Source organism: Pseudomonas sp. MCal1 (assembly GCF_026341415.1).
Lineage (GTDB): Bacteria > Pseudomonadota > Gammaproteobacteria > Pseudomonadales > Pseudomonadaceae > Aquipseudomonas.
Window position 1 is genome coordinate 23837 of the sequence record NZ_JAKUMP010000018.1, and the last position, 25785, is coordinate 49621.

Sequence of the window (25785 nt, forward strand, 5' to 3'; positions counted from 1 at the left end):
TTTTGTAGGGATTTTGTGTCGAGCCTGTGAACGAATGTGAACGGCCGCCCACCCAGCGACCAATAAAAAGCCCCCGACTCTCGCGAGTCGGGGGCTTTTGCGTTTCTGCGGTATGGCTTACAGAGTCGGGTAGTCGAGGTAACCGACCGCACCTTTGCCGTAGAACGTTTCCGGGTGCGGTTCGTTCAGCGGCGCGTCGGCCTTCAGGCGAGCCGGCAAGTCCGGGTTGGCAATGAACGGGATACCGAATGCCACAGCGTCAGCCTTGCCCGCTGCCAGCCAGGCGTTGGCGCTTTCCTTGGTGAAACGTTCGTTGGCGATGTATGCGCCGCCGAAGGCTTCTTTCAGTTGTGGGCCGAGGCTGTCGGCGCCTTCTTTCTCGCGGGAGCAGATGAAGGCAATGCCACGCTTGCCCAGTTCGCGAGCGACGTAGGTGAAGGTTTCGGCCAGGTTGTCGTCGCCCATGTCATGGGAGTCGGCGCGCGGAGCCAGGTGCACGCCGACACGGCCGGCGCCCCAGACTTCGATTGCCGCGTCAGTCACTTCCAGCAGCAGGCGGGCACGGTTTTCCAGGGAGCCGCCGTATTGGTCGGTGCGTTGGTTGGTGCTGCTTTGCAGGAACTGGTCGAGCAGGTAGCCGTTGGCGCCGTGGATTTCCACACCGTCGAAACCGGCCGCCTTGGCGTTTTCCGAGCCGACGCGGTAGGCGTCGACGATGTCGGCGATTTCAGCGGTTTCCAGCGCACGAGGGGTTGGGTAGTCGGCCAGCGGGCGAACCAGGCTGACGTGGCCTTTTGGCTGGATTGCGCTCGGTGCAACCGGCGCTTCGCCGTTCAGGTACGACGGGTGGGAAATCCGGCCGACGTGCCACAGTTGCAGGACGATCTTGCCGCCGGCTGCGTGAACGGCCTTGGTCACGTTGGTCCAGCCGCGCACCTGGTCGTTGGACCAGATGCCCGGGGTGTCCGGGTAGCCGACACCCATCGGGGTCACCGAGGTGGCTTCGCTGATGATCAGGCCGGCCGAAGCGCGTTGTACGTAGTACTCGGCCATCAGCGCGTTGGGTACGCGGCCTTCGTCGGCGCGGCAGCGGGTCAGCGGCGCCATGATGATGCGGTTGGACAGCTCGAGGTCGCCCAGTTTGATCGGATCGAAAATCGTTGCCATGAGATACAACCCTCGTGAGGTAAGTGAGTGAATCAGTTAGCGGTGGCCAGTTCGGGATTGCCGTTCTGGCGGAATGTGATCAGGGTCACCAGCAGCGCGAGGACCGCCAGCGCCGCTGCGGCGAGAGGCACGCTGGTCAGGCCGTAGCCGTGGGCGATGACGCTGCCGCCGACCCAGGCGCCGAGGGCGTTGCCGACGTTGAAGGCGCCGATGTTCAGGGTCGACACCAGGTTCGGTGCGGCCTGGCCGTAGGTCACGACGTTCACTTGCAGGGCCGGCACGGCGGCGAAGCACGCGGTGGCCCAGAGGAACAGAGTGATCTCGGTCGGGATCAGCGCGATGCTGGTCCAGGTCAGTACCGTGGAGGTCACGGCCATCGCGATGAACACGCCGATCAGCGTCGCGGCCAGGCCCCTGTCGGCCAGTTTGCCGCCGATGATGTTGCCGACGGTCAGGCCCAGGCCGATGAGCATCAGGGTCCAGGTCACGCCACGGGGCGAGACGCCGGTGACATCGCCCAGCAGCGGTGCGACGTAAGTGAACAGGGTGAATACCGAGGCGGCAAACAGCGCGGTCATGCTCAGCGACAGCCAGATACCGGCGCCTTTGAGCGCGGCCAGTTCGGCGCGCATGTCGAGTTTTTCTTCGTCACGCTTGGCGGGCAGGAAGCGGATCAGGCCGATCAGCGCGATCACACCGATCACGGTCACTGCCCAGAAGGTCGAGCGCCAGCCGGCTTCCTGACCGAGGGCGGTGCCCAGCGGTACGCCCAGCACGTTGGCCAGGGTCAGGCCGGTGAACATCAGGGCCACGGCCGAGGCGCGTTTGTTCGGAGCGACCAGGTTGGCCGCGACCACCGAACCGATGCCGAAGAACGCACCGTGGCAGAGAGCGGTAACCACTCGGGCGAACATCAGCACGTTGTAGTCACTGGCGATCGCGCAAAGCAGGTTGCCGATAATGAAGATGCCCATCAACGCCACCAGTGCAGCCTTGCGCGGCAGTCGTGCAGTGGCCATTGCCATGAACGGTGCACCGATGGCCACGCCCAGAGCGTAACCGGTCACCAGCCAGCCGGCGCCGGGGATCGACACACCGAGGTCGGCCGCCACATCAGGCAGCAGGCCCATGATGACGAACTCGGTGGTGCCGATGGCGAAGGCGCTCAAGGCGAGTATGAATAGTGAGAGGGGCATCGTTTGTTCCTTTTGGCTGGCTGACGTTAAGGGTCAGAGCTCTTTGCTGAGGGTGCTGAGGAACGCCTGGATCACGTCCTCGTTGCGTTTGAAAAAGTGCCACTGGCCGGCTTTCTGACTGCTGATCAGCCCGGCCCGTTGCAGGGTGGCCAGGTGGGCGGAAACGGTCGATTGCGACAGGCCGCAGCGTTGATCGATCTGCCCGGCACAGATGCCGTACTCGTGGTTGTGGATCTGTTCCGGAAACTCGGCTTTCGGGTCTTTCAGCCAGTTGAGGATGTCTCGCCGTACTGGGTGTGCCAGGGCTTTTATTATTTCGTCGAGGTCAATGTTCATGGCTGGGTGCTCAAGATGTGTGTAGCGCTATATCGCGATGGGGCGAACTTTAAATCGGTACTTCGCGATATACCAATATGAATTTGATCTGATGACCGCATAAATCGGTATATCGGGTTATAACGATATGTGAGGTGTAAACAAACGCGGGCGCGGTGCTAAGCTGCGCCCATGAACTATCTCGCACATTTACACCTCGGTGGCCAGCGTCCCGGTCAACTGCTTGGCAGTCTGTATGGCGATTTCGTCAAAGGGCGGCTGCAAGGGCAGTTCGACCCGGAGATCGAAGCGGCGATTGCCCTGCATCGGCAGATCGACGTGTTCACCGATCGCCACCCGCTGGTGGATGTCTCACTGGCGCGGTTCTCCAGGACCCGCCGTCGTTACGCGGGCATCGTCCTCGACGTGTTTTTCGACCATTGCCTGGCCCGGGACTGGACGCTGTACGCCGACCGCCCGCTCGCCCAGTTCACCTCCGACGTTTACCGTGTGCTGTCCAGCGAGCGGCAGTTGCCCGAGCGCCTGGCGAAGATCGTCCCGCACATGGTGGCCAATGACTGGTTGGGTTCGTATCAGCAATTCGAAGTGCTGGAACAAGTGTTGCGCGGGATCTCCCGGCGCCTGACCCGACCTGAAGAACTGGCGGGGGCGATGGAAGACTTGCGTCAGTTGTATGAACCGTTGAGCGAAGACTTTCGTTTGTTCTACCCACAGCTGCAGGACTTTGCCGGCCGGCAGCTGTAGGCGGAAGTCGCCGATCAGGCCGCGATCAGATCGCGGGCGTGTTGCGCTTCGACCGGTTTGAGTACATCGCCGAACAAGGCTTTCTGCACCGCCTGCTGTGCCTCGAACGCCAGCGCCGCGCGCTCCCGGCCCTGGCAGGCAATCGGCTTGAGCAGGTGAATCTCGACATCGCCGCAGTCGTTGCTGAACAGACGCATCAGGTGCGACAGCAGATCATCGTCACCAATGAACGGCGCCAGCGAATCGATCTTGCCCTCGCGCAGATAACGGATCGCCACCGGTTGCAGCTTCACCTCGGAATCAATCGCCGCCGACAGCAGGCGACCATGAAAGGTGCGCAGCGAACGGCCATCGGTGGTGGTGCCTTCCGGGAACATCAGCAACGGATGATCGGTTTGCAGGTGACGGGTCATCTGCTTGCGGATCAACTGGCTGTCGCCCGCACCGCGACGGATGAACAGGCTGCCGGCCTTCGCCGCCAGCCAGCCGGCCACCGGCCAGGTGCGCACTTCGGCCTTGGACAGAAACGACAGCGGCGTGAGCATGCCGAGCAGCGGAATGTCAGTCCACGACACATGGTTGCTGACCCACAGCATCGGCTGTTTCGGCAGCTCGCCGTGAACGGTCACACGAAAGGGCAGGGCATTGCTCAGGCGCGCCATGAAAAAACGCGACCAGCGCTGCCGACGTTCCATCGAGTGGGCCAGCCCCAGGCGTTCGAAAACGCCGAAGACACTGGCCATGCTCAGGCCCAGCGTCACCACCAGCAGCACTCGCGCGATCCGCGCGTACACCCGCAGCCGGCTCATCACACGGCCGCCTTGAAGTGTTTGGCGTAACGCGGGCAGAGTTCGTCGCGCTTGAGCAGGATGAACACGTCGGCGACCTGGAAGTCCTCGTCCCAGCACGGCTCGCCGCAGATCTTCGCGCCCAGGCGCATGTAGGCCTTGAGCAGCGGTGGCATTTCGGCGATCACGTTCGATGGAATGTCGAGGCTCGGCAGCGGATTCTTCGGCTCGGCGCGCAGGTGTTCGGTGCACAGGTAGCGCTCGCGCAGGCGCTGCATGATCGCGTGGGCCTGCACGCCGCCGTCCTGCATCGGGATGCTCGCGCAACCCATCAGATAGCTGTAGCCGCCCTGATTCAGGACTTCGGCCAGTTCGCCCCACAGCACGGCGATGGTGCCGCCGTTGCGGTAGGCCGGGTCGACGCAGGTGCGACCGATTTCCAGGATCGGGCCTTGCAGGCCGGCGAGGCCGTGCAGGCTGAATTCTTCTTCGCTGTAGAACTTGCCCAGGCTGCTGGCGGCAGCGTGATCGAGCAAACGGGTGGTTGCCACCAGACGGCCGGTGTTCAGGTCACGCACGCCGATGTGGCTACAGTGAACATCATAGTCATCCATGTCCAGACCCAGCTCCGCGCCGTTCAGCTTGGCGTTGAACTCGCCGCTGAACACGTTGAAGCGCAAGGCCTGGGCTTGCTGCAAGGCCTCGGCGCCGATCAGGCGTTCGGCTTGCAGGCGGCGTTCATTGCCGGTGTCGCTGATGCGGGCGATCTGAGTCATATGAATCTCCGTACGGGCCTTGAACCCGTCATGGGTTGCAGCCGATCGACTTTCTTTATGCAGCCGTGTTGTGCAAAGTCAGGCTATGTAGCCCCGGTGTCATCGCCATGAATGTTTGGTGATGCTTATATGACAGCCCACAAGGAGCCTCTGATGACCTGGTCGATCCTGCTTGAATGCCGCGAACGCCTGCCCGCCGATGCCGATCTGGCGGAGGGCTTCGCCACGTTGCTGCAGCAACTGGGCAGCGTGACGCCGTTCGAACTGGCGGTGGCAGGCGGGCGGCGGATGGCGACGCCGGGGCTGGCTTTTCTGGTGGGCTATCAGGCGGCGTTGCGGATGCTCTGGCCAAGCGCGCCACCAAGCCTCGGTGCGTTGTGTGCGACTGAACAGCGCAGCCTGCGCCCGGCGGACATGCAGACCCGGCTCACGGACCTGCGCCTCACCGGGCAGAAGGATTTCGTCACCGCCGGCGATGCGGCGGACTGGCTGCTGATCGCCGCACGCAGTGAGCAACCCGGCGAATCACCGCGCCTGAGCCTGGCGGTGGTCTATCCCGGTGAGCCTGGTGTGCGGGTGGAAAAACTCCCGCCCCTGCCGCTGATGCCGGACATCAGCCATGGCCGACTGCATCTCGATGAGGCGTTGTGCGAGCTGCTCGCCGGGGACGGTTGGGATGCCTACGTCAAACCGTTCCGCACCCTTGAAGATATCTATGTGCTCAGCGCGATGACCGCCTGGTTGTACGGCGTCGGTCAGGACAGCGGCTGGCCACAGCCGTTGCAATTGCGCTTGCTGGCGCTGTTGGCCGGGTGTGCGGAAGTCAGTCGGCAGCCACCGAACAATCCCGCCGGGCATGTGTTGCTTGGTGGCTTGTTTGCGCAGTTTGACGGGCTCAAAGCGGAAGTCGATCAGGCCCTGAGTGACGGCAATCCCGAGTGGGCGGCGATGTGGCAGCGCGATCAATCGGTCATGCAACTGGCGGCGGGCGCGCGGGCCAAACGCCTGGCCAAGGCGTTGGCGGTGGACTGACCGGCCTCATCGCTGGCAAGCCAGCTCCCACACAGTCGCTGGTGTGCAGGCTATCAATGGCAATCCTCTACCCCTGTGGGAGCTGGCTTGCCAGCGATGGCGGTTTCATGGGCGGCCAAATTCTCAAATCTGTCATCAACCCTGACTACCCTCAGCAGGTTCTCCCCAAGAGCCCTCACCATGTTCAAAGGCCTGTCCCTGTTTCTGCTGTTGATCAGCTTCACGGTTCAGGCCGAACAATGGCCGGGCAAGCAGTGGCCGACCGGCCCGAAACTCAACGGCCAGGCCGTCGAGGCATTGGAGGCTTACGCCTTTGCCGCCCGCGATGACAACACCCGAAAAGGCATCCGCACCGACGCTTTGCTGGTGATCCGTGACGGCCAGCTCATCTACGAACGCTACGCCGCCGCGACCACCACCGACACCCCGCACCTGACCTGGTCGATCAGCAAAAGCCTGATGGCCACGGTGCTCGGCGTGGCGTACGGCGAAGGCCTGTTCAAGCTCGAGGACTCGGCCGCAACGTTCTACCCGGCGCTGGAAAAACACCCGGCCATCACCCTCAAGGATCTGCTGCACTGGGCCTCCGGCATCGACTGGCAGGAAGACTACGAATACGCCCCGCTGAAATCCTCGGTGGTGGCGATGCTTTACACCCGTGGCCACCGCGACATGGCCGCCTTCACCGCCGATCACGACCGCTACGCTCCACCGGGTCAGGCGTTCCGTTATTCCAGCGGTGACAGCAATCTGTTGGCCGCCGCACTGAAAACCATCGTCGGCCCACAGCGTTATCCGGACTATCCGTGGACAGCACTTTTCGATCCCCTGGGCATCCGCAATGCCACCTGGGAAACCGACGCGACGGGCACCTTCGTCGCCTCTTCCTACGCTTATATGACGGCCCGGGATCTGGCGCGAATCGGCCTGTTGATGGAGCGTGACGGACGCTGGAACGACCGGCAGTTGCTGTCCAGGGATTGGGTCGCCTTCAACCGCCAACCCTTCGCCGGCTACAAGGCTCATCAGGACGAAGCCGTGCCCGGCGGCCAATGGTGGCTCAATCGCCCGGCGGATGGCGCGCCTTCTCCGTGGCCCGACGCACCGCCCGACACCTTTGCCGCCCTCGGCCATTGGGGCCAGGCGTTGTACGTGATTCCCAGCGAAAAACTGGTGATCGTGCGCTACGCCGACGACCGCGACGGCAGCTATCGCCACAACGAATTGCTCAAGCGCGTGCTCGGGGCGGTGCGGCCATGAAACTGTTCAGACGACTCCTGCTGGTGCTGTTGGTCGTGCTGCTGGGCTGGGGCTGGCACGAGCGCGAAAACCTGTGGGCTTTCCCGGACATCATCAGCGCCTACACCGCCAAGGAATATTGTTCGTGCCGCTACGTGATGAACAACGACGCCGAATATTGCCGGGGCTACGTCAAGCAGTGGTTGCCCGCTGAGCTGACCGATAACGCTGCACAAAAACTCATCAGTGCCAGCGGCATGGGCCGTAGCAACAGCGCCCAATGGCAGGGCGAGCGTCAGGGCTGTCGTCTCAATCCCTGATCAGCAAAATGAACTGCCGGTTTGCAACCCGGCTCCAGGCAGTTAAGGTTCGTGCAGGTTTATCGGCCCCACGAGTCTTCAATGTTCAACCGTTCTCTGCACAACGCCTTCGCCGGCCTGCTGCTGGGCGCTGCTGCGCTGCCGGCCCAGGCCAACTGGTATCTGGACGGCGAGTCGTCGCGGCTGTCGTTCGTCAGCACGAAAAACGCCAATATTTCTGAAGTGCAGCGCTTTCTGGTGCTGCACGGCAAGGTCGATCCCGATGGCCGCGCCGTGGTCGAAGTCGAACTGGATTCGATCAACAGCGGCATCCCGCTGCGCGACGAGCGCATGCGCAAGGAACTGTTCCAGATCGAGCAATTCCCCGAAGCGACCATCAGCACCCGGATCGACCTGCGCCCGATCAACGATCTGGCCCCTGGCGCGCAGCTTGAATTGCGCCTGCCGCTGACCGTCAATCTGCATGGCAAACAGCGCGAATATCCCGCCGAATTGCTTGCCACGCGCCTCGATGACCGACGCTTTCAAGTGGTGACCCTGGAACCGCTGGTGATCAGCGCCGAGGATTTCGATCTGCTGCCGGGCCTGGAAAGCCTGCGCAACATGGCCGGCCTGTCGGCCATCAGTCTGTCGGTGCCGGTGGGTGCGGTGCTGATTTTCACGGCGCGCTGACATGCGCGGCGCGGTATTTCCGTGGCGTGATGGCAACCGCTTCGAGCTGTTGATCGACGGTCCGCAATTCTTCCCGCGCATGCTCGACGAGATCGCCCGCGCCCGCGAGCAGATCGAACTGGAGCTGTATCTGGTGGAGGCCGGCGCCTGTGCCGAAACCATCGTGCAGGCGCTGGTGCTGGCGGCAGAGCGGGGCGTGCGGGTGCGTTGCCTGTTCGACGATTACGGCAGCCTCGCGTTCACCCTCACGTTGCGTCGGCGGCTGACCGGTGCCGGGGTCGAACTGCGTTTTTACAATCGGCTGAACTGGCGGCGCTGGGTCGGCAATTTCTATCGCGACCATCGCAAGCTGTTGCTGGTCGACCAGCGTCTGGCGGTGGTCGGTGGCACCGGGGTCACCGATGAGTTCTGGACGCCGGGCCACGACACCAGCGAGTGGCACGAGGTCATGGTGGAAATCACCGGCCCGCTGGTGCTCGACTGGCAATTGCTGTTCGACCGCCAATGGATTGCCAACCGCCACCGTCGGGCCTGGAGGCCCAATGCGCATTTCGGCCTGCCACGGCTGCCCCGCGTGCCGGACACGGGCGAGGGCATGGGCCGTGTGGCCTACGCCGACGCCCGTCAGCATCGGGACATTCTGCAATCGCTGTTCCGCGCGCTGAACAGCGGCCAGCAGCGGATCTGGCTGGCCACGCCGTATTTTCTGCCGACCTGGAAAATCCGCCGTTCCCTGCGCAAGGCCGCCGCCCGTGGTCTCGACGTGCGCCTGCTGCTGACCGGGCCGCGCACCGATCACCCGTCGGTGCGCTACGCGGGGCATCGCTACTATCCGCGCCTGCTCAAGGCCGGGGTGAAAATCTACGAATACCAGCCGTGTTTCCTGCATTTGAAAATGGTGCTGGTGGACGATTGGGTGAGCATCGGTTCGTGCAATTTCGATCACTGGAATCTGCGCTTCAACCTTGAAGCGAACCTGGAAGCGCTGGATCCGTCATTGACGGCAGCGGTGGTGGCGAGTTTCGAGAAGGACTTCGGCCTGAGTCAGCAGGTGAGTCTGGAGGAATGGCAGCGCCGACCGTTGTGGCGGCGGGTGAAGCAGCGGATCTGGGGCTGGGTGGATCGGGTGGTGGTCAATCTGCTCGATAGACGCGGCTAAGTGCAGTTTTCAGATTTGATCGTTCCCACGCTCCGCGTGGGAATGCCTCAATGGACGCTCTGCGTCCGCTTTGGGACGCGGAGCGTCCCGGGCTGCATTCCCACGCGGAGCGTGGGAACGATCGGGGCGCGGGATTACAGCAACTCAAAGCTCTGTTGCGTCACGTCCTGTGAATCCAGACCGATCTGCACGTTGAACTTGCCAGGCTCGGCTGCGTACTTGAGCTGGGCGTTGTAGAACTTCAGGTCATCTTCGGTGATGGTGAAGTGCACGACCTTCTGCTCGCCGGCCTTGAGCATGATCTTCTGAAAGTTCTTCAGCTCCTTGACCGGACGGATCATCGAACCGGTGACGTCCTGGATGTACAGCTGCACCACGGTTTCGCCATCGCGCTTGCCGGTGTTCTTGACCATGACACTGGCGTCGAGCTTGCCGGTAGCGTTCAGGGTGGTCGAGGACAGCGCCATGTCACTCAGGCTGAAGCTGGTGTAGCTCAGGCCGTAACCGAACGGAAAGAGGGGCCCGGTGGTGTCATCGAAATACTGCGAGGTGTAGTTGCCCGGTTTGCCCGGCGTGAACGGCCGGCCAATGCTCAGGTGGTTGTAGTAGGTCGGGATCTGGCCCACGGAACGCGGGAAGGTCACCGGCAGCTTGCCCGACGGGTTGTAGTCGCCGAACAGCACGTCAGCGATGGCGTTGCCCCCCTCGGTGCCGCTGAACCAGGTTTCCAGAATCGCGTCGGCCTGTTCTTTCTCTTCAAGAATCGTCAGCGGACGGCCGTTCATCAGCACCAGCACCAACGGCTTGCCGGTCGCTTTCAGGGCACGGATCAGCTCGCGCTGGTTTTCCGGGATGTTCAGGTCGGTACGGCTCGACGATTCGTGGGACATGCCACGGGACTCACCCACGGCGGCAACCACAATGTCGGCGTCCCTGGCAGCTTTCACCGCTTCGTCGATCAGCACGTTGGCCGGACGCGGGTCATCGACCACTTCCGGGGCATCGAAGTTGAGGAAGTTCAGGTAGTCGACGATCTTCTTGTCACTGGTGATGTTGGCACCGCGGGCGTAGATCAGGTTCGCCTTGTCGCCGATCACATTGCTCATGCCGTCGAACAGGGTCACCGACTGCGCCGGACGACCGGCGGCTGCCCAGCTGCCCATCATGTCGATCGGGGCCTTGGCCAGCGGGCCGACCAGCGCGATTTTGGCGGTTTTCTTCAGCGGCAGGGTTTCGTTCTGGTTCTTCAGCAGCACCAGGCTGCGACGCGCCACTTCGCGGGCGTCGGCGCGGTGCAGGCGGCTTTCGGCGTAGGTGTCGGCCGGGTCGTCTTCAGCCTTGCCGATACGCAGGTACGGGTCCTTGAACAGGCCCATGTCGTACTTGGCGGCGAGGACTTCACGCACTGCGTTGTCGATGTCTTTCTGTTCGATCTCGCCGGACTTGAGCAGTCCCGGCAGCTCTTTGCCGTACAGGGTGTCATTCATGCTCATGTCGATGCCGGCCTTGATTGCCAGCTTCGCCGCTTCACGCCCGTCGCGGGCCACGCCGTGCTTGATCAGTTCGAAGATCGCGCCGTGGTCGCTGACCGCCAGGCCCTTGAAGCCCCATTCCTTGCGCAGCAGGTCATTCATCAGCCAGGTATTGGCGGTGGCCGGGATGCCGTTGATCGAGTTCAACGCCACCATCACGCCGCCGGCGCCGGCATCAATCGCGGCGCGGTACGGTGGCAGATAGTCCTGGTACATCTTCACCGGGCTCATGTCGACGGTGTTGTAGTCGCGACCGCCCTCGACCGCGCCGTACAGGGCGAAGTGCTTGACGCTGGCCATGATGCTGTCGGCCGCGCTCGGGGCCTCGCCCTGATAGGCCTTGACCATGACTTTGGCGATACGCGAAGTCAGGTACGTGTCTTCACCGAAACCTTCTGAGCTGCGGCCCCAGCGCGGGTCGCGGGAGATGTCGACCATCGGCGCGAAGGTGATGTCGAGGCTGTCGGCGGCGGCCTCTTTGGCGGCAACGCGCCCGGACTGGCCGATGGCGTCCATGTCCCAGCTCGATGCCAGGGCCAGCGGAATCGGGAAAATCGTACGGTGACCGTGGATCACGTCGTACGCGAAAAACATCGGAATCTTCAGGCGGCTGCGCATGGCAGCGTCCTGCATCGGACGGTTTTCCGGGCGGGTGATCGAGTTGAACGTACCGCCGATGTTGCCCGCCGCGATCTCTTTGCGGATCAGCTCGCGGGGCATTTCCGGGCCGATGCTGATCAGGCGCAACTGGCCGATCTTCTCGTCGAGGGTCATTTGCTTCATCAGGTTGCTGATGAACGCGTCCTTGTTTTCCAGGGGTACCGGGGTCGTGGCGGCCAGTACTTGATGACTGGCCAGGCTGACGAACAGGCCCAGCAAACACAGCTTCTTCATGAATAGTTTTCTCAAGGGCCTAAACGGCGTTGCAATGCCGGCCAGCCAAAATTTAGGGAGCGACTATTGTTGTTCGGGTGCTGATTCAGAAAACGACAGCCGAATGTACGTCGAAAGTGTCGGCGACGTGATCGCGCAGGGCCTCTTTTTAGCCCATCGGCCCGCTGCAATCCAGTGGCGCGGGCGATTATGCCGCAACCGTCGGCTGAGAATGTTTCGCGATTCATTATTCATGAACTGTGCAAGGGAGCACCCGTCCGATGAATGTCAGTCCTGTCTACCGCTCGCGATTGAAGGTCGCCACCCTGCTGGTGCTGGCCACATTGTTGACCGCCTGCGGCATCAACAACATCCCGACCCTCGATGAGCAGGCCAAGGCCGCCTGGGGCCAGGTGCAGAACCAGTATCAGCGCCGTGCCGACCTGATCCCCAATCTGGTGGAAACCGTGAAGGGGTACGCCAAGCACGAAGAGGAAACCCTGACGGCAGTCATCGAGGCCCGGGCCAAGGCGACGTCGATCCAGGTCGATGCCAGCACGCTCGACAACCCGGAAAAGCTCAAGCAGTTCGATCAGGCCCAGAATCAACTGACCGGCGCCTTGAGCCGGTTGATGGTGGTGTCCGAGCGTTATCCGGACCTGAAAGCCAACCAGAACTTCCTCGCCCTGCAATCGCAACTTGAGGGCACGGAAAACCGTATCGCCGTTGCGCGCCGGGATTTCATTCTGGCGGTGCAGAAGTACAACACCGAGATCCGCACCTTCCCGGGTCGCCTTTGGCACAGCGTGATGTACAGCAACCTGCCGATCCGCGAGACCTTCGAAGCCACCAGCCCCGGCGCGGACAAGGCCCCGGAAGTGAAGTTCTGAGCCGGGGATGCCCATGCGTGTGTTGAAGATGGGCCTGGTGCTGATGCTGTGGCTGTTCGCCGTCAGCGCCCGGGCCGAGTTGACCTTTCCGGCACTGACCGGGCGGGTGGTGGACGACGCGCAGATGATCGAACCGTCGGTGCGCGCGCAACTGAGCCAGCAGTTGCAGGCCCACGAACAGGTGACCGGCGAGCAACTGGTGGTGGTGACCTTGCCGAACCTGCAAGGCGCGACCATCGAGAACTACGGCGTCGAACTCGGCCGGCACTGGGGCATCGGCCAGAAGGACAAGAACAACGGCGCGCTGTTGATCGTCGCCCGGGACGAGCGCAAGTTACGCATCGAAGTCGGCTACGGGCTGGAGGACCGGCTGACCGATGCCCAGAGCTCGGTGATCATTCATCAGGTGATCACGCCGTCGTTCAAGGCCGGTAACTTCAGTAAAGGCATCAGTGACGGCGTGGCGGCGATGCTGGTGGTGCTGGGCGGCAATCCACTGGACGAACCTTCCACGGTGTATGAGTCGGCCGGCGATCCTGCGGATGATTTCGTCTCGCGGCACCCGGCGTTGTTCGTATTTCTGGTGATGTTGTTCATCCTGACTGTTTTTGTCTGCCAGATGCTCGGTATCCTTCCCGCCGGCCGGGGCGGCTCCGGAGGAGGGGGCGGCTTTGGTGGCGGAGGTTTTGGCGGCGGCGGTGGTGGTGGCGGGGGCTTCAGCGGCGGCGGTGGCAGTTTCGGCGGGGGCGGGTCCTCCGGCGGCTGGTGATAACAATAATGAGCAGGCACTTCACGACATGGCATTACTGACTGAACACGAACAACGCAAGGTCGCCGAGGCCATCGCCCGGGTCGAGCGCGACACCGACGCCGAACTGGTGACGGTGCTCGCGGCCCGTGCCGACGACTACGCGTACATCCCGCTGCTCTGGGCCAGCCTGCTGGCGCTGATTGTGCCGGGGATCGTGCATTACCTGACCGGCTGGCTGACGATGCACAGCCTGTTGCTGGTGCAGTGGGGCATTTTCATCGTGCTGTGCCTGTTGTTTCGCTTGCCGACAATCACCACACATCTGGTGCCACGCCGTGTCCGGCACTGGCGCGCGTCGAACCTGGCGCGGCGGCAGTTTCTCGAACAGAACCTGCACCACACGGTGGGCAGCACCGGCATGCTGATTTTTGTCTGCGAGGCGGAGCGGTATGTGGAGATCCTGGTGGATGAAGGGATTTCCAGAAAACTGGACAACAAAAGCTGGGATTCGATTGTCGCGGCGTTTACCGAACAGGTCCGGCAAGGGCAGACGTTGCAGGGGTTTGTTACCTGTATCGAGGCGTGCGGGGAATTGCTCAAGGTGCATGTGCCGGTGACGCAGGTTCGCAATGAATTGCCCAATCGGCTGGTGGTGCTGGGGTAAACCGTTCGGGAAATTAGCCGTGCCCTTGAGCGCCATCCCCCCTAAACTAGCGGCCATTCCCGATTTGCCCGTCCGAGGCCGCTTTTTCCCATGTCCGTTACCGCTCCCTCCGCATCTGCCAAACCGGCGCCCGATCATCACGCCCGGTTCATCGAGCTGCTGCAAACCAGCCTCGAACAGAACGGCTTTATCAAACTGGTCCTGGCCAGGTACGTCGGCGAAGAAGCGGATCTGCAGCGGATCATCATCAAACCGGTGACGGTCAAGGCGCAGCCGTGCCTGTCGTTCGTTTATCGCTACAAGACCCGCGACATCACCAAGAACCTGCCGCTGGACGAAGCGGTGGCGACGATTGCCGGGCTGCTGCCAACGGCGTTCAAGAATGCGCATTTACTGACGCTGACTGACGAAGCCCAGCTCGAATACAGCAAAAAGGGCAAGAGCTCGCTGTTCATGAGCAAACCCCAGCAATTGCGCGAAGTGCCGTCCGCCGGGCATAACCGCGAGAAAAACCGCTTCCTCGATCTGAACCGGCCGTTCCTCAAGGATCTGGGCGTGACCAATACGCAGCACGAGCTGATCCCGGCGATGTCGCGCAAATGGAAGCAGATCAACAAGTTCATCGAAGTCTTCAGCCATGCGCTGACCTCGTCGCCGCTGGCCCTGGACAAACCGGTGCGGGTGGCGGATTTCGGTTCGGGCAAGGGTTACCTGACGTTCGCCATTCACGACTACCTGCGCAACACCCTGAAGGCCGAGGGCGAAGTCACCGGCGTGGAGCTGCGTGAAGAAATGGTCAATCTGTGCAACACCGCCGCCGCGAAGCTGGAACACCCGGGGCTGGTGTTCAAATGCGGCGATGTGCGCAGCGTGGCGCCGAGCGAACTGGACGTGATGATCGCCCTGCATGCCTGCGACATCGCCACCGACTACGCGATCCACACCGGCATTCGTTCCGGCGCCTCGATCATCATGTGCTCGCCGTGCTGCCACAAACAGATCCGCTTGCAGATCCAGAGCCCGGCGTTGCTCAAGCCGATGCTGCAATACGGTCTGCACCTGGGCCAACAGGCGGAAATGGTCACAGACAGCTTGCGTGCGCTGTTCCTCGAAGCCTGCGGTTACGAGACCAAGGTGTTCGAGTTCATCTCCCTGGACCACACCAACAAGAACAAGATGATTCTGGCGGTCAAGCGCGCCGAGCCGGTGGACCCGACTCAGCTGCTGGTGAAGATTCAGGAGTTGAAGGCGTTCTACCAGATCAGCGAGCACTGCCTCGAAACCCTGCTGCTCGCTGACGGCCTGCTGAAGCTCAAGGCTTGAGCTGAACCCCGGCGGGTAACGTGCCCGGTTGAGCCGGGCGCACCGCGGTCTTGCGCCCGAGCATCACCGTCGCGATCACCCCGCAGGCGAACAGCCAGGTGATCGGCTCCACGTGTTCGCCAAAGAACAGCGCGGAAAACGCGATAGTGAAGAAGATCTGCAACAACTGGATCTGACTGACCCGGGCAATGCCACCCATGGCCAGCCCGGCGTACCAGGCGAAGAACCCCAGGAACTGCGAAAACAGTGCGACGTAACCGAACGCCCACCAGGTTTTCGCCGACACCGCGCCCTGATGCTGCAACGCCAGGTACAGCACCGGGCCGATCAGCAACGGTGTCGACAGCACCAGCGCCCAGCAGATCACCTGCCAGCCGCCCATCTCCCGGGCCAGCCGCCCGCCCTCGGCGTATCCCAGACCGCCCACCGCAATCGCACCGAGCATCAATAAGTCTCCGGCCTGAATGCTGCCGGCGCCGGTGTACAACGCATAACCCAGCACCAGCGCACTGCCCAGCGCGGCGCAGGCCCAGAAGGCTTTCGACGGTCGTTCATGGGACAGCCACGCCGCGTAAAGCGCCACGCACAGCGGCTGCAAGCCGTTGACCAGCGCGCCGTGGGACGCCGGCAAGGTCTGCATGGCCCATGCCGACAGCACCGGGAAACCGAGAATCACCCCGGCGATCACCAGGCTCAGGCCTTTGACCTGCTTCCAGGTCGGCCCCTTCTCCCGTCGCCACAACAACAGCGCCGCAGCAGGAATCGCCGCGAACAACGCGCGGCCCAGGCCGTTGAGCAGCGGGTGCAGTTCCTGCACCACGATGCGGGTGAAGGGCAGGGTAAGGCTGAAAATCACCACGCCGAGCAGGCCGAGGGCCATGCCGGTGTTTTCGCGCGAAGACATGAGGGCAAACCGATTCAAAGGTGGCAGGGAGGTGCTTTCATCTAGCCACAATCCACGGCAATCGGGCTGTTACAGCTGAGCGCAGAGTTATCCATACAGTTTGCGAACGCCATCGCGGTCCTTGGACTACTGTGAATATTCCTGTGCATTCACCAGAGGAGTCCTGCCCATGGCCGCGAAAAAGATTCTGATGCTGGTCGGCGATTACGTCGAAGACTACGAAGTGATGGTGCCGTTCCAGGCCCTGCAAATGGTCGGTCACACCGTCCACGCGGTGTGCCCGGACAAGGCCGCCGGCAAGACCGTGCGCACCGCGATTCATGACTTCGAAGGCGATCAGACCTACAGCGAGAAGCCCGGTCACCAGTTCGCCCTGAACTTCGATTTCGCCAAGGTCGACGCCAAGGACTACGACGCGTTGCTGGTGCCCGGTGGTCGTGCGCCGGAATACCTGCGGCTGAATGAAAAGGTCCTGGAACTGGTGCGGGCCTTCGACAAGGCCGGCAAACCGATTGCCGCTGTCTGTCACGGCGCGCAACTGCTGGCGGCGGCGGGGATTCTCGAAGGGCGGGAGTGCAGCGCCTACCCGGCCTGTGCCCCGGAAGTGCGGTTGGCCGGCGGCACCTACATCGACATCCCGGTCACGGACGGCCACGTCCAGGGCAACCTGGCGACCGCGCCCGCCTGGCCGGCGCATCCGAAATGGCTGGCGGGTTTCCTCGGGCTGCTTGGAACCAAAATCACCCTGTGACCCATCGATAAGGAGAAACACCATGTCCGGATGGTATGAGTTGAGCAAAAGCAGCAACGGCCAGTACAAGTTCGTACTGAAAGCGGCGAATGCCGAAACCATTCTGACCAGCGAGCTGTACACCAGCCGCACGGCCGCCGAAAGCGGCATCGCCTCGGTGCAGGCCAACAGCCCGTTGGACGAGCGTTACGAGAGGAAGTCGACAAAGGACGGCCATCCCTACTTCAACCTCAAGGCGGCCAATCACCAGATCATCGGCAGCAGCGAATCCTATTCATCGGACGCGGCGTGCGCCAAAGGCATCGCCAGCGTCAAGGCCAACGGGCCGACGAAGGTGATCAAGGACAAAACCCTGCCGGTGCTTTGAATCCAGCACAAAACCCTGTGGGAGCCTGGCTCCCACAGGTGGGTGTGCGGCTCGAAATCAGCTCAGGCTTTTGAGAATGGCTTGCAACTGATGACACCCGGCCTCGCTCAGCGGGAACACCGGCAAACGCGGATCGCCGACTTCCAGATCGGTCAGGCGCAGACCGGCCTTGATCGTCGCTGGCAAGCCACCCTTGAGGATGAAGTCCAGCAGCGGCAACTGGCGGTAGAACAACTCACGCGCCTTGCCCAGATCCCCCGCCAGCGTGGCTTCGTACAAATCCAGGTTGAGCTGCGCAATCAGGTTCGGTGCCGCCGTGCACCAGCCGCTGGCCCCGGCGACGAAGGCTTCCAGCGCCAGCGGGTTGCAGCCGTTGTAGAACGGCACCCGGCCTTCGCCGAGCAGTTGCAGCTTGTGCATGCGCTGGATGTCGCCGGTGCTCTCCTTGACCATGGTCACGTTTTCCACGCCATTGACGATGCGCAGGATCAGCTCCACCGACATGTCGGTGCCGCTGGTGGCCGGGTTGTTGTAGAGCATGATCGGCACGCCGATGCTGTCGCCGATGGCGCGGTAGTGGGCCAGGATTTCCGCTTCGCCGAGCTTCCAGTAAGAGGTCGGCAGCACCATCACCACGTCGGCGCCGTGGGCTTCGGCGAAACGTGCGCGGCGCACCGCTTTGGCGGTGGTCAGGTCGGACACGCTGACCACGGTCGGCACGCGTTTGGCCACGTGCGTGATGCTGAACTCGGCGACCTGATCCCACTCCGCATCGCTCAGGTAGGCGCCTTCGCCGGTGCTGCCCAGCGGCGCGATGGCGTGGACGCCACCAGCAATCAGACGATCAATTGAGCGGCCGAGGGCCGGCAGGTCGACGCCTTCGCCGTTGGCGCCGAACGGGGTGATGGTGTAGCCGATGATGCCGTGAATGTTGGACATGGGAGTGCTCCGCAAGGATGAGGTGTTCAGTTCAGGCAATCGGCGTGCTGACGCAGGTTCTGCCGGGCGTAGTAGTTGAAGGCTGCGGCGTGGCGTTTGGGTTTCGAGACCCAGTCATGCGCCTCGCGACCCAGCTCGGGGATGATCGGCTTGATCGTCCCGGCGGCCATCGCCAGCAGTTGCAGTTTGGCGGCGCGCTCGATCAATTGGGCGATGACACAGGCTTCCTCGATGGTCGTGCCGGTGGACAGCTGACCGTGATGGGAAAGCAGGATCGCCCGCTTGTCACCCAGCGCCCCGGCAATCAATTCGCCTTCTTCGTTGCCCACCGGCACGCCCGGCCAGCCTTCAAGGAACGCACAATCTTCGTACAGCGGGCACAGGTCCATGTGGGAAATCTGCAGCGGCACTTCCAGCATCGACAGCGCGGCAATGTGCGTCGGGTGAGTGTGGATGATGCAATTCACGTCCGGCCGGGCGCGGTACACCCAGCTGTGGAAACGGTTGGCCGGGTTAGCCATACCGTGGCCTTCGAGCACTTCCAGGTCTTCGTTGACCAGCAGCAGATTGCTTGCGGTGATTTCATCGAAACCCAGGCCCAGTTGCTGCGTGTAGTAAGTGCCTGGCAGCGGGCCACGGGCGGTGATCTGCCCGGCGAGGCCCGAATCGTGGCCGTTCTCGAACAGGATCCGGCAGGTCAGGGCCAGCTTTTGCCGGTCTGTCCACGTATTATCCGCCAGGCTTTTTTGCATCTGGGTCAGCGCTTGCTTGACCAGTTCGTCTTTGGGTAGTGCTAATGTCTTCGCCATATCCGTGTCCTGTGGTGGTTGCCATGGATGACACTTAAGAGGCTATATGACACTTTGTGTCATTGGCAAGGACAAATCGTCTTTCCTTTGCTGGAATAATCGCTTCGCATGTCTATCCGTTTGAAATTATTGAGAAAAAAACTCGGCGTAACCCTTGAGGCACTGGCCGAGAAATCCGGCATGACCAAGAGTTACCTGTCGAAGGTCGAGCGCGGCTTGAACACGCCGTCGATTGCCGCCGCGCTGAAACTGGCCAAGGCGCTGAACGTGAAAGTCGAGGAATTGTTCTCCGAAGACAACGTCAGCCTCGACAGCTACAGCCTGGTGCGCAGCCACGAACGCCAGTCGCTGGCGGCCAACGACCACAGCCCAGGTTATGCGGTGCTGGCCCATCAGGTCAGCGAGCGCAGCCTGCTGCCGTTCATCATTTACCCGCCGAGCGAATTCACCGACAAAACCTTCAAGGAACACTTGGGCGAGGAGTTTCTGTTCGTCCACGAAGGCCAGGTCGAAGTCGACTTCGTGAACGAAAGGGTTGTACTGGAGCGGGGCGATGCGCTGCACTTCAATGCACAGAAACCCCATCGCATCCGCTCGGTGGGCGAGGTGCAGGCGCAGTTGCTGGTGGTGGTGCACAGCAGCGAGGAATGATCAGTCCTCGACCGGCACTGACAGCTTCGGGTTGCCCAGGGCATGGGACTTCGAATCAAAGAACCGCAGTTCCACGCCGGTTCCGTCGAACACCTTCGCGTAATGCCGTTTCTGGTGCTGGATGAACGCCGCGCTGCGCGGGTAGATCGAGATCGCCACGGTCTTCGGTTTCGCCAGACGCAGGGCGCGCACAAGGTGGCTGTCCTGTTCGCCGAGGGCATGGCCGAAGATGCACAGGCTGTCGCCGTGACCGAGTAACTGGTCGTAGCAGAACGACAGGTAATCGGAACTGCGGATGGTCTTGAGCTTGTCGGCGCTCGGCCCTTCGTTGACGAACAGTGGCACGTCGTCGAGCGTCTTGAGCGTGTTGTTGATCGCGAAATTGCCGAGCAGCGTGCCCTCGGTGGCGGTCAGCTTGCGGGCGGTGCCGTCCTGGTTGCGCACCAGGTGCAGGCCGCCGTGCAGGTACAGCAGGCGCGGTTTTTCAGTGTGGCTGGCGCACAGATCGAAACTCGCATCGGGGCCGTTGAACAGGTCGTCGATCGCCTCGCCCTGATGTTGCAGGGCCCAATAATTGAGCAAGTCGTAATTGGTGGTGAACACCGTGCGATAACTTGCCAGTTCACTGTTCAGCGTCGCCAGGGTCGAGGCTTCGATCAGCCGCCACGGGATGTGTACCGCGTGCACGGTATTGATCAGCGCTTCCTTGATCGCGTAGTAGCGGTTGCGCGGCGCGGCCGAGCTGACGGCCAGCGCCTTGTTGACCCGGCTGGTGGTTTTCAGCGCGCCGAGTACCTGCTCGAAACTGCGCGTCTGCATCGCGTCGAACACGCTCAGTTCCGACGGGCTCAACGGTTTTTCTTCCACCGTGCGGGCGTTTTCGAACAGCGAGTCGTAGCCGAAGTCGTCCCACACCGCGCGACTGGCGCCATTGCCCAGCAGCAGACCGCTGAAGTCGGTGGTGGCGCGCAACGCGTTCCAGTCTTCGAGGGTGGCGTCGACATCCAGAAAATCAGTCATTGCAGGGCACGTCTCAAAACAAAGGGGCAGATGGACGGCGACTTTATCACGAGCGGGCATTGAGCCAGATCAACATCCGCCGTGACCGATCAGTCGATCCTGTGTGCACCCGCCGGATCGCAGAAGTCGATTTGGTCCCTGTCAGGAGACGCGCCATGAGCAGCACCTTTTTCATTCCAGCAGTCAACATCATGGGCAGCGGCTGCCTCGACGAAGCCATGCTTGCGATCCGCAATTACGGTTTTCGCAAGGCGCTGATCGTCACCGACGCCGGGCTGGCCAAGGCCGGCGTGGCGACGATGATCGCCGAGAAACTGGCGATGCAGGACATCGATTCAGTGATTTTCGACGGCGCCAAACCCAACCCGAGCATCGCCAACGTCGAGGCGGGGCTGGCGCTGCTCAAGAACAGCCGCTGCGATTTCGTGGTGTCGCTGGGCGGCGGCTCGCCCCACGACTGCGCCAAGGGCATCGCGTTGTGCGCGACCAACGGCGGGCAGATCCGCGACTACGAAGGCGTCGATCAATCGACCAAGCCGCAACTGCCGCTGATCGCCATCAACACCACCGCCGGCACCGCCAGCGAGATGACCCGGTTCTGCATCATCACCGACGAAACCCGTCACGTGAAAATGGCCATCGTCGACCGCAACGTCACGCCGCTGCTGTCGGTCAACGACCCGGCGCTGATGGTCGCCATGCCGAAAGGCCTGACCGCCGCCACCGGCATGGACGCGCTGACCCATGCGATCGAAGCCTACGTCTCCACCGCTGCCAACCCGATCACCGATGCCTGCGCACTGAAGGCCATGACCTTGATCAGTAACAACCTGCGCCTGGCCGTGCGTGACGGCAGCGATCTGGCCGCGCGGGAAAACATGGCCTACGCGCAGTTCCTCGCGGGCATGGCGTTCAACAATGCCTCGCTCGGCTATGTGCACGCGATGGCGCACCAGTTGGGCGGTTTCTACGATCTGCCTCACGGCGTGTGCAACGCGGTGTTGTTGCCGCATGTGCAGACGTTCAACGCGCTGGTCTGTGCCGATCGCCTCACCGACGTAGCCCACGCCATGGGGGCCGACATTCGTGGTTTCAGTCCGGAGGAGGGTGCAAAAGCCGCGATTGATGCGATCCGTTGCCTGGCCAGAGACGTCGAGATACCCGGCGGCCTGCGCGATCTGGGCGCCAAGTGCACCGACATTCCGGTACTCGCCGCCAACGCCCTGAAAGACGCCTGCGGCTTCACCAACCCGCGGGAGGCGGATCAGCGGCAGATCGAGGAGATTTTCCGCAGCGCGTTTTAAGCAGACTGACGATCGGGCGTGAACCTCGTGCAGAGCGCCGCGCCCGCCGCCAGAAAGCAACACAGCAGCGACAGCGGCCACGCGTGTGGACCGGCCAGCAGGCTGGCCACCGCGCCGATCAGTGCGGCCATCAACTGGTGGATGAAACCGCTCAGGGCCATCGCGTAAGCGCCGGCAATCGGCGCTCCATCGTTGGCCCGCGAGAGGCTGATCGGATAGTTCAGCGACTGGCCGAACACGGCGACGCAGTAAGGCAACCAAAGCAGCCAGGCAACGGCGCTGGCCAGCAGGCTGCCAGCCAGCATTACCCCGCCTCCGGCCATCACCAGGCCCACACCCAACGCCATCAACCGATGCTGACCGGTACGCAGCACAAAGCGATTGACCGCCAGCGCCCCCAGAAAATACGCCGCACTGATCGGCCAGCCCAGCAACCCGTAGTCGGTCGTCGACCAACCGAACGGGCCTTGCAGAATCAACGGCGCAGCGCTGTTGAACGCGATGATCACGCCATAACCCAGACCACCCGCGAGCGCCGGCAGAATAAACGCCCGGTGGGTCAGAATCCTTCCGTAGACCGCCCAGGGCGACGCGGTTGCGGGTGCTTCGACAAGTTCCGGAAAGCTCAGGCGCGAGACAATCGCAGCCATCAACAGGCTGACCGCACCCAGCAGATAGAAAATCGCCTGCCAGCCCAGCGTCACCTGAGTCAGCGAGCCGGCGTATTGCCCGATCCCGAGCGCGACAACGAACGAAATCGAAATCCACGACAACGCCTTCGCCAGCAGATCGCCCCGGAAACTGTCACGGATCAGCACCCGCGCCATCACTGAAATGCCGCTGGCGCCGATCCCCTGAAGCAGTCGCAACAGCAGGAACGACTCCAGCGTCGAACCCAGCGGCAACGCCAGGTTCGCCAGCCCGTAAATCCCCAGCGCCGCCAACAGCACCGGTTTACGGCCGATGCGCTGCGCCAGACTGCCCCAGAGCAGCATCGGCAGCGCCATGCCGATCAGGTACAGCGACAAGCCCCAGGCCACCTGCGTTGCATCGACGTGCAAGTGCCCGGCGATCTGTGGCAACGCCGGCAGGTAAATGCTCATGCCCAGTTGGGCGAGGAACACGGTGGAGCAGGTGATGAGCAGGATGAGTCCGGGATTCATGAGTCGTCCGTGAAGGTTCAGCGGTCGCGATGGCCGCCGTGAGTCAGTAACAGTCCGGTGATCAAATCACAGAACTGGTGGATCAGGGTCGATTCCATGTCGGCGCGCAGGGTCACGCGGATCGCGGCTTTACCTTGCGCCACCGCCGGGAAAAACACCGCGCTGGTGAAAAAGCCGTGTTCGGCCAGTTCAATGGCAATTCGAGTGGCCAGGGCAGCCTCGCCGCAGTTGATCAAACGGATGGCCATGGGGCTGCCGTGCTGTTCGGTGCTCACCAAACTGTCGAACAGGCGAATATTGCTCTGGAGCCGAATCTGCAACGCACGCAGCTCTGCACTGCGATGCAGCTGAATTGAGGCAAGGCCCGCACCGATGGCCGCGCGATTGAGGCTTTGCGACCCGTTGCTCGGCCCGCCGTAACGCTGAATCAGTTTCCTCTGCCGCTCATTGCCGAGCATCACCAGGCCGCCGCTGGCCCCGAACGATTTGGCCAGTGACGAGACGATCAGGCAGTCCTCCTCCAGCGTCGGCATTCTTGGCCGTACAAGACCGGCGCCGTTGCTACCCACCGCCGACAACGCGTGGGAGTCATCGAGATAAAGAAACAGGCCGTAACGCTCTTTCAGGTACAGCAGGCCGTCCAGATTGGCCACGCCGCCCATGCTGTAGGCACCGTCGGCGATATAGGCGACCGTTGTGTGGCGCTGGCACACCGATTCGAGAAAATCCATGTCGTTGTGGGGGCAGGTCAATACCTGGGTTTCGTCGGCGCAACTGGCCTTCAGGTGATTCATCGAATAGTGAGCCAGACGATCGAACACCATCACCGGTGGACGGCCCTGGGTAAACACACCACTGGCCAGCAGCGGCAGGATTCCGGCACTGGCGGCGCTGCAGGACAGAGTGCTCAGACACACGGCGCCAAACAATTGCGACAGCTCGCTTTCGTATCGGTCGAGCAGCGCCAGTTTGCAGCGGTTTTTCGAATTGGCTACGCGCAGTGTGCCGGTTTCCCGTAACGCCGCGATGGCACCTTCGAGCAGGGCGGGGTGGTGATCGAGACCCAGATAGGACGTGGTGCAGAAATGATGGAACTGGCGCCCGTGTTGATCGAGCAACTGGTTGCAGCCTTTGACCTCAACATTGAGGGCGGCGACTTTTCCGGCTTCGGCGGCTTCCCAGTCGTGGTCGGCCAGCGCGATGACTTTGCGATAGTTGGTGAAGGTGTTGGCGGATTCCGGCGAGTGATTCATAGGCAGCTCTCCTTGAGCATGGCAATCCATGGGGTGTTTCAATTTGTGTGTGTTGCCAGACTTTACAGAGGGCGATGCGGGGTCAGAATCGGCTGTATCCGATAGCCTTGAGCGTTGTTTGAGTTTTTTTTGTAGGGGAATGTAACCCTTGGTTGTAGGGCAATTGACTGCCTGCATCGAGAGCAACGCGATTATCCTGCCGGGGTCCGCGAACCCTGTTAACGAGTGCCTCATGTTGCAGAAAAACCTGACCCGCCGCCTCGACCTGATCACCCTGCAACTGTTCGTCGCCGTGCACGAGGAAGGCACGCTGACCCGTGCCGCGTCCCGCGAGGCGATTGCCGTGTCGGCGGCGAGCAAGCGCTTGATGGAGCTGGAGGAAGCGCTGGGGATCAGCCTGTTCGTGCGTCAGGCGAAAGGCATGACCCTGACCCCGGCCGGCGAAACCCTGTTGCACCACGCCCGGCGGATGTTGTTCAACGTCGAGAAAATGGGCCTGGAACTGGGCGAGCACAGCCACGGTGTACGCGGCTATGTACGAATGCTGGCGAACCTGTCGGCGATCATTGAATTTCTCCCCGAGGACCTGCGTGACTTCGCCGCGCAACACCCGCAGGTCAAGACCGACCTCGAAGAACGGCCCAGTGCCGGAGTGATTCAGGGTGTGCTCGATGGCGTGGCGGATCTGGGTATCTGCTCCAGCGACAGTGATATCAAAGGCCTGCACAGCGTGTGCTATCGCCGGGACAAACTGGTGGTGGTGATGTTGCCCGAGCATCCGCTGGCAGTGCGTGAATCCATGGCGTTCAGCGAAACCCTCGACAGCGATTACGTCGGCTTGCATGCCGCCAGTTCGATCAACATGCGCACCCACGCCGCCGCGCGGCAGGCCGGCAAGGTGCTGCGCATACGCATTCATGTGCCGGGTTTCGACGCGGTGTGCCGGATGGTGCAGGCCAACATGGGCATCGGCATCCTGCCGCAGCGGGCGTATGAATTATTTGGTCGGGCGCTGGGGTTGCAAGCGGTGCCGCTGACCGATGGCTGGTCGGATCGCGACCTTATCGTGGTGGTGCGTGACGAGGCCGGGTTGTCGCCCGTGAGCCGGATCCTGTTCGAGCATTTGCGCGCAGCCGGCTGAGCGTTCGCGTTTGGCGAACGC

27 protein-coding genes are annotated in these 25785 nt (G+C 62.3%); 15 read left to right on the forward strand and 12 right to left on the reverse strand.

Translation table 11 applies throughout. The features are described 5' to 3' along the window. Positions 1-117: 117 nt before the first annotated feature. The 3 genes from MKZ87_RS25675 to MKZ87_RS25685 are packed head-to-tail and all read right to left on the reverse strand — an operon-like array spanning position 118 to position 2699. Positions 118-1167 carry an alkene reductase gene (locus MKZ87_RS25675; protein ID WP_234204619.1) on the reverse strand — a complete coding sequence of 350 codons (1050 nt, stop codon included), beginning with the start codon at positions 1165-1167 and terminating at the stop codon, positions 118-120. Positions 1168-1199: 32 nt separating this feature from the next. Next, positions 1200-2363, reverse strand: coding sequence for an MFS transporter (locus MKZ87_RS25680; protein ID WP_085697462.1), 1164 nt, complete (start codon positions 2361-2363; stop codon positions 1200-1202). Between the two features lie 33 nt (positions 2364-2396). Then, positions 2397-2699 carry an ArsR/SmtB family transcription factor gene (locus MKZ87_RS25685; protein ID WP_065257584.1) on the reverse strand — a complete coding sequence of 101 codons (303 nt, stop codon included), beginning with the start codon at positions 2697-2699 and terminating at the stop codon, positions 2397-2399. Between the two features lie 171 nt (positions 2700-2870). Between MKZ87_RS25685 and MKZ87_RS25690 the strand changes: the two genes are divergently transcribed. After that, on the forward strand, positions 2871-3443 hold the full coding sequence (locus MKZ87_RS25690; protein ID WP_085697463.1) for an ACP phosphodiesterase: 573 nt from the start codon (positions 2871-2873) through the stop codon (positions 3441-3443). A gap of 14 nt (positions 3444-3457) precedes the next feature. Here MKZ87_RS25690 and MKZ87_RS25695 read toward each other — a convergent pair whose 3' ends face one another. Together MKZ87_RS25695 and olsB are read right to left on the reverse strand one after the other, a co-directional pair. Next, the gene (locus tag MKZ87_RS25695) at positions 3458-4252 is read right to left on the reverse strand and encodes a lysophospholipid acyltransferase family protein (protein WP_234204622.1); all 795 of its coding nucleotides are present in this window, start codon (positions 4250-4252) and stop codon (positions 3458-3460) included. Continuing rightward, positions 4252-5007, reverse strand: a complete 756-nt coding sequence (gene olsB, locus MKZ87_RS25700) for an L-ornithine N(alpha)-acyltransferase (protein WP_085697465.1) — start codon at positions 5005-5007, stop codon at positions 4252-4254. Before olsB ends, MKZ87_RS25695 begins: the two co-directional genes overlap by 1 nt. Positions 5008-5160: 153 nt before the next feature. Here olsB and MKZ87_RS25705 point away from each other — a divergent pair, with 153 nt between their 5' ends. The 5 genes from MKZ87_RS25705 to MKZ87_RS25725 all read left to right on the forward strand — a co-directional run bounded on the left by MKZ87_RS25705 (position 5161) and on the right by MKZ87_RS25725 (position 9429). Further along, positions 5161-6039 carry an acyl-CoA dehydrogenase family protein gene (locus tag MKZ87_RS25705; RefSeq protein WP_234204624.1) on the forward strand — a complete coding sequence of 293 codons (879 nt, stop codon included), beginning with the start codon at positions 5161-5163 and terminating at the stop codon, positions 6037-6039. Positions 6040-6219: 180 nt separating this feature from the next. Continuing rightward, a complete protein-coding gene (locus MKZ87_RS25710) occupies positions 6220-7299 on the forward strand; it encodes a serine hydrolase domain-containing protein (RefSeq protein ID WP_234204626.1) in 1080 nt (359 codons plus the stop codon). Beyond that, complete coding sequence (locus MKZ87_RS25715; RefSeq protein WP_234204628.1) at positions 7296-7598, forward strand: amidase; 303 nt, start codon at positions 7296-7298, stop codon at positions 7596-7598. Before MKZ87_RS25710 ends, MKZ87_RS25715 begins: the two co-directional genes overlap by 4 nt. Before the next feature lie 81 nt (positions 7599-7679). Further along, a complete protein-coding gene (locus MKZ87_RS25720; protein ID WP_227234692.1) occupies positions 7680-8270 on the forward strand; it encodes a YceI family protein in 591 nt (196 codons plus the stop codon). 1 nt (position 8271) lies between these two features. After that, the gene (locus MKZ87_RS25725) at positions 8272-9429 is read left to right on the forward strand and encodes a phospholipase D-like domain-containing protein (protein WP_085697470.1); all 1158 of its coding nucleotides are present in this window, start codon (positions 8272-8274) and stop codon (positions 9427-9429) included. 134 nt (positions 9430-9563) lie between these two features. Here the strand turns inward: MKZ87_RS25725 and bglX are convergent, their stop codons facing one another. Continuing rightward, positions 9564-11855 (reverse strand): beta-glucosidase BglX, encoded by a 2292-nt coding sequence (bglX, locus tag MKZ87_RS25730; protein ID WP_085697471.1) that lies wholly within the window; start codon positions 11853-11855, stop codon positions 9564-9566. Positions 11856-12115: 260 nt separating this feature from the next. Between bglX and MKZ87_RS25735 the strand changes: the two genes are divergently transcribed. From MKZ87_RS25735 to MKZ87_RS25750, 4 genes are all read left to right on the forward strand, one after another. Then, a complete protein-coding gene (locus MKZ87_RS25735) occupies positions 12116-12724 on the forward strand; it encodes a LemA family protein (RefSeq protein WP_085702668.1) in 609 nt (202 codons plus the stop codon). 13 nt (positions 12725-12737) lie between these two features. Then, the gene (locus MKZ87_RS25740; RefSeq protein ID WP_266202129.1) at positions 12738-13493 is read left to right on the forward strand and encodes a TPM domain-containing protein; all 756 of its coding nucleotides are present in this window, start codon (positions 12738-12740) and stop codon (positions 13491-13493) included. A gap of 28 nt (positions 13494-13521) precedes the next feature. Next, positions 13522-14139: a TPM domain-containing protein gene (locus MKZ87_RS25745; protein WP_085700545.1), complete on the forward strand. Its 618-nt coding sequence runs from the start codon at positions 13522-13524 to the stop codon at positions 14137-14139. 90 nt (positions 14140-14229) lie between these two features. Next, positions 14230-15462, forward strand: coding sequence for a class I SAM-dependent methyltransferase (locus tag MKZ87_RS25750; RefSeq protein ID WP_227234697.1), 1233 nt, complete (start codon positions 14230-14232; stop codon positions 15460-15462). Here MKZ87_RS25750 and MKZ87_RS25755 read toward each other — a convergent pair. Next, on the reverse strand, positions 15452-16366 hold the full coding sequence (locus MKZ87_RS25755; RefSeq protein ID WP_266202130.1) for a DMT family transporter: 915 nt from the start codon (positions 16364-16366) through the stop codon (positions 15452-15454). The two genes, MKZ87_RS25750 and MKZ87_RS25755, sit on opposite strands and share 11 nt — an antisense overlap. Positions 16367-16535: 169 nt before the next feature. Between MKZ87_RS25755 and MKZ87_RS25760 the strand changes: the two genes are divergently transcribed. Continuing rightward, positions 16536-17117, forward strand: coding sequence for a DJ-1/PfpI family protein (locus tag MKZ87_RS25760; RefSeq protein WP_007957909.1), 582 nt, complete (start codon positions 16536-16538; stop codon positions 17115-17117). A 22-nt stretch (positions 17118-17139) separates the two neighbouring features. Beyond that, complete coding sequence (locus MKZ87_RS25765) at positions 17140-17484, forward strand: YegP family protein (RefSeq protein WP_234204637.1); 345 nt, start codon at positions 17140-17142, stop codon at positions 17482-17484. Positions 17485-17541: 57 nt separating this feature from the next. On the opposite strand, the gene MKZ87_RS25770 is transcribed toward MKZ87_RS25765, so the two are convergent. Together MKZ87_RS25770 and MKZ87_RS25775 are read right to left on the reverse strand one after the other, a co-directional pair. Next, positions 17542-18423, reverse strand: a complete 882-nt coding sequence (locus MKZ87_RS25770; RefSeq protein WP_266202131.1) for a dihydrodipicolinate synthase family protein — start codon at positions 18421-18423, stop codon at positions 17542-17544. A 26-nt stretch (positions 18424-18449) separates the two neighbouring features. Then, positions 18450-19232, reverse strand: a complete 783-nt coding sequence (locus tag MKZ87_RS25775; protein WP_227234703.1) for an aldolase — start codon at positions 19230-19232, stop codon at positions 18450-18452. A gap of 108 nt (positions 19233-19340) precedes the next feature. On the opposite strand from MKZ87_RS25775, the gene MKZ87_RS25780 reads away from it, so the two are divergent. Then, entirely contained in the window at positions 19341-19883 is a 543-nt protein-coding gene (locus tag MKZ87_RS25780; RefSeq protein WP_085700550.1) for a helix-turn-helix domain-containing protein, read from the forward strand. On the opposite strand, the gene MKZ87_RS25785 is transcribed toward MKZ87_RS25780, so the two are convergent. After that, on the reverse strand, positions 19884-20903 hold the full coding sequence (locus MKZ87_RS25785; protein ID WP_234204641.1) for a DUF4917 family protein: 1020 nt from the start codon (positions 20901-20903) through the stop codon (positions 19884-19886). It lies immediately after the preceding gene. A 155-nt stretch (positions 20904-21058) separates the two neighbouring features. Here MKZ87_RS25785 and yiaY point away from each other — a divergent pair, with 155 nt between their 5' ends. Then, the gene (gene yiaY, locus MKZ87_RS25790; RefSeq protein WP_266202132.1) at positions 21059-22207 is read left to right on the forward strand and encodes an L-threonine dehydrogenase; all 1149 of its coding nucleotides are present in this window, start codon (positions 21059-21061) and stop codon (positions 22205-22207) included. Here the strand turns inward: yiaY and MKZ87_RS25795 are convergent. Together MKZ87_RS25795 and MKZ87_RS25800 are read right to left on the reverse strand one after the other, a co-directional pair. Next, on the reverse strand, positions 22204-23370 hold the full coding sequence (locus MKZ87_RS25795; protein WP_266202133.1) for an MFS transporter: 1167 nt from the start codon (positions 23368-23370) through the stop codon (positions 22204-22206). The genes yiaY and MKZ87_RS25795 overlap by 4 nt on opposite strands. Positions 23371-23387: 17 nt before the next feature. After that, entirely contained in the window at positions 23388-24623 is a 1236-nt protein-coding gene (locus tag MKZ87_RS25800; protein WP_266202134.1) for an aminotransferase class I/II-fold pyridoxal phosphate-dependent enzyme, read from the reverse strand. A 232-nt stretch (positions 24624-24855) separates the two neighbouring features. Between MKZ87_RS25800 and MKZ87_RS25805 the strand changes: the two genes are divergently transcribed. After that, on the forward strand, positions 24856-25764 hold the full coding sequence (locus MKZ87_RS25805) for a LysR family transcriptional regulator (protein WP_085700555.1): 909 nt from the start codon (positions 24856-24858) through the stop codon (positions 25762-25764). Positions 25765-25785: the final 21 nt, after the last annotated feature.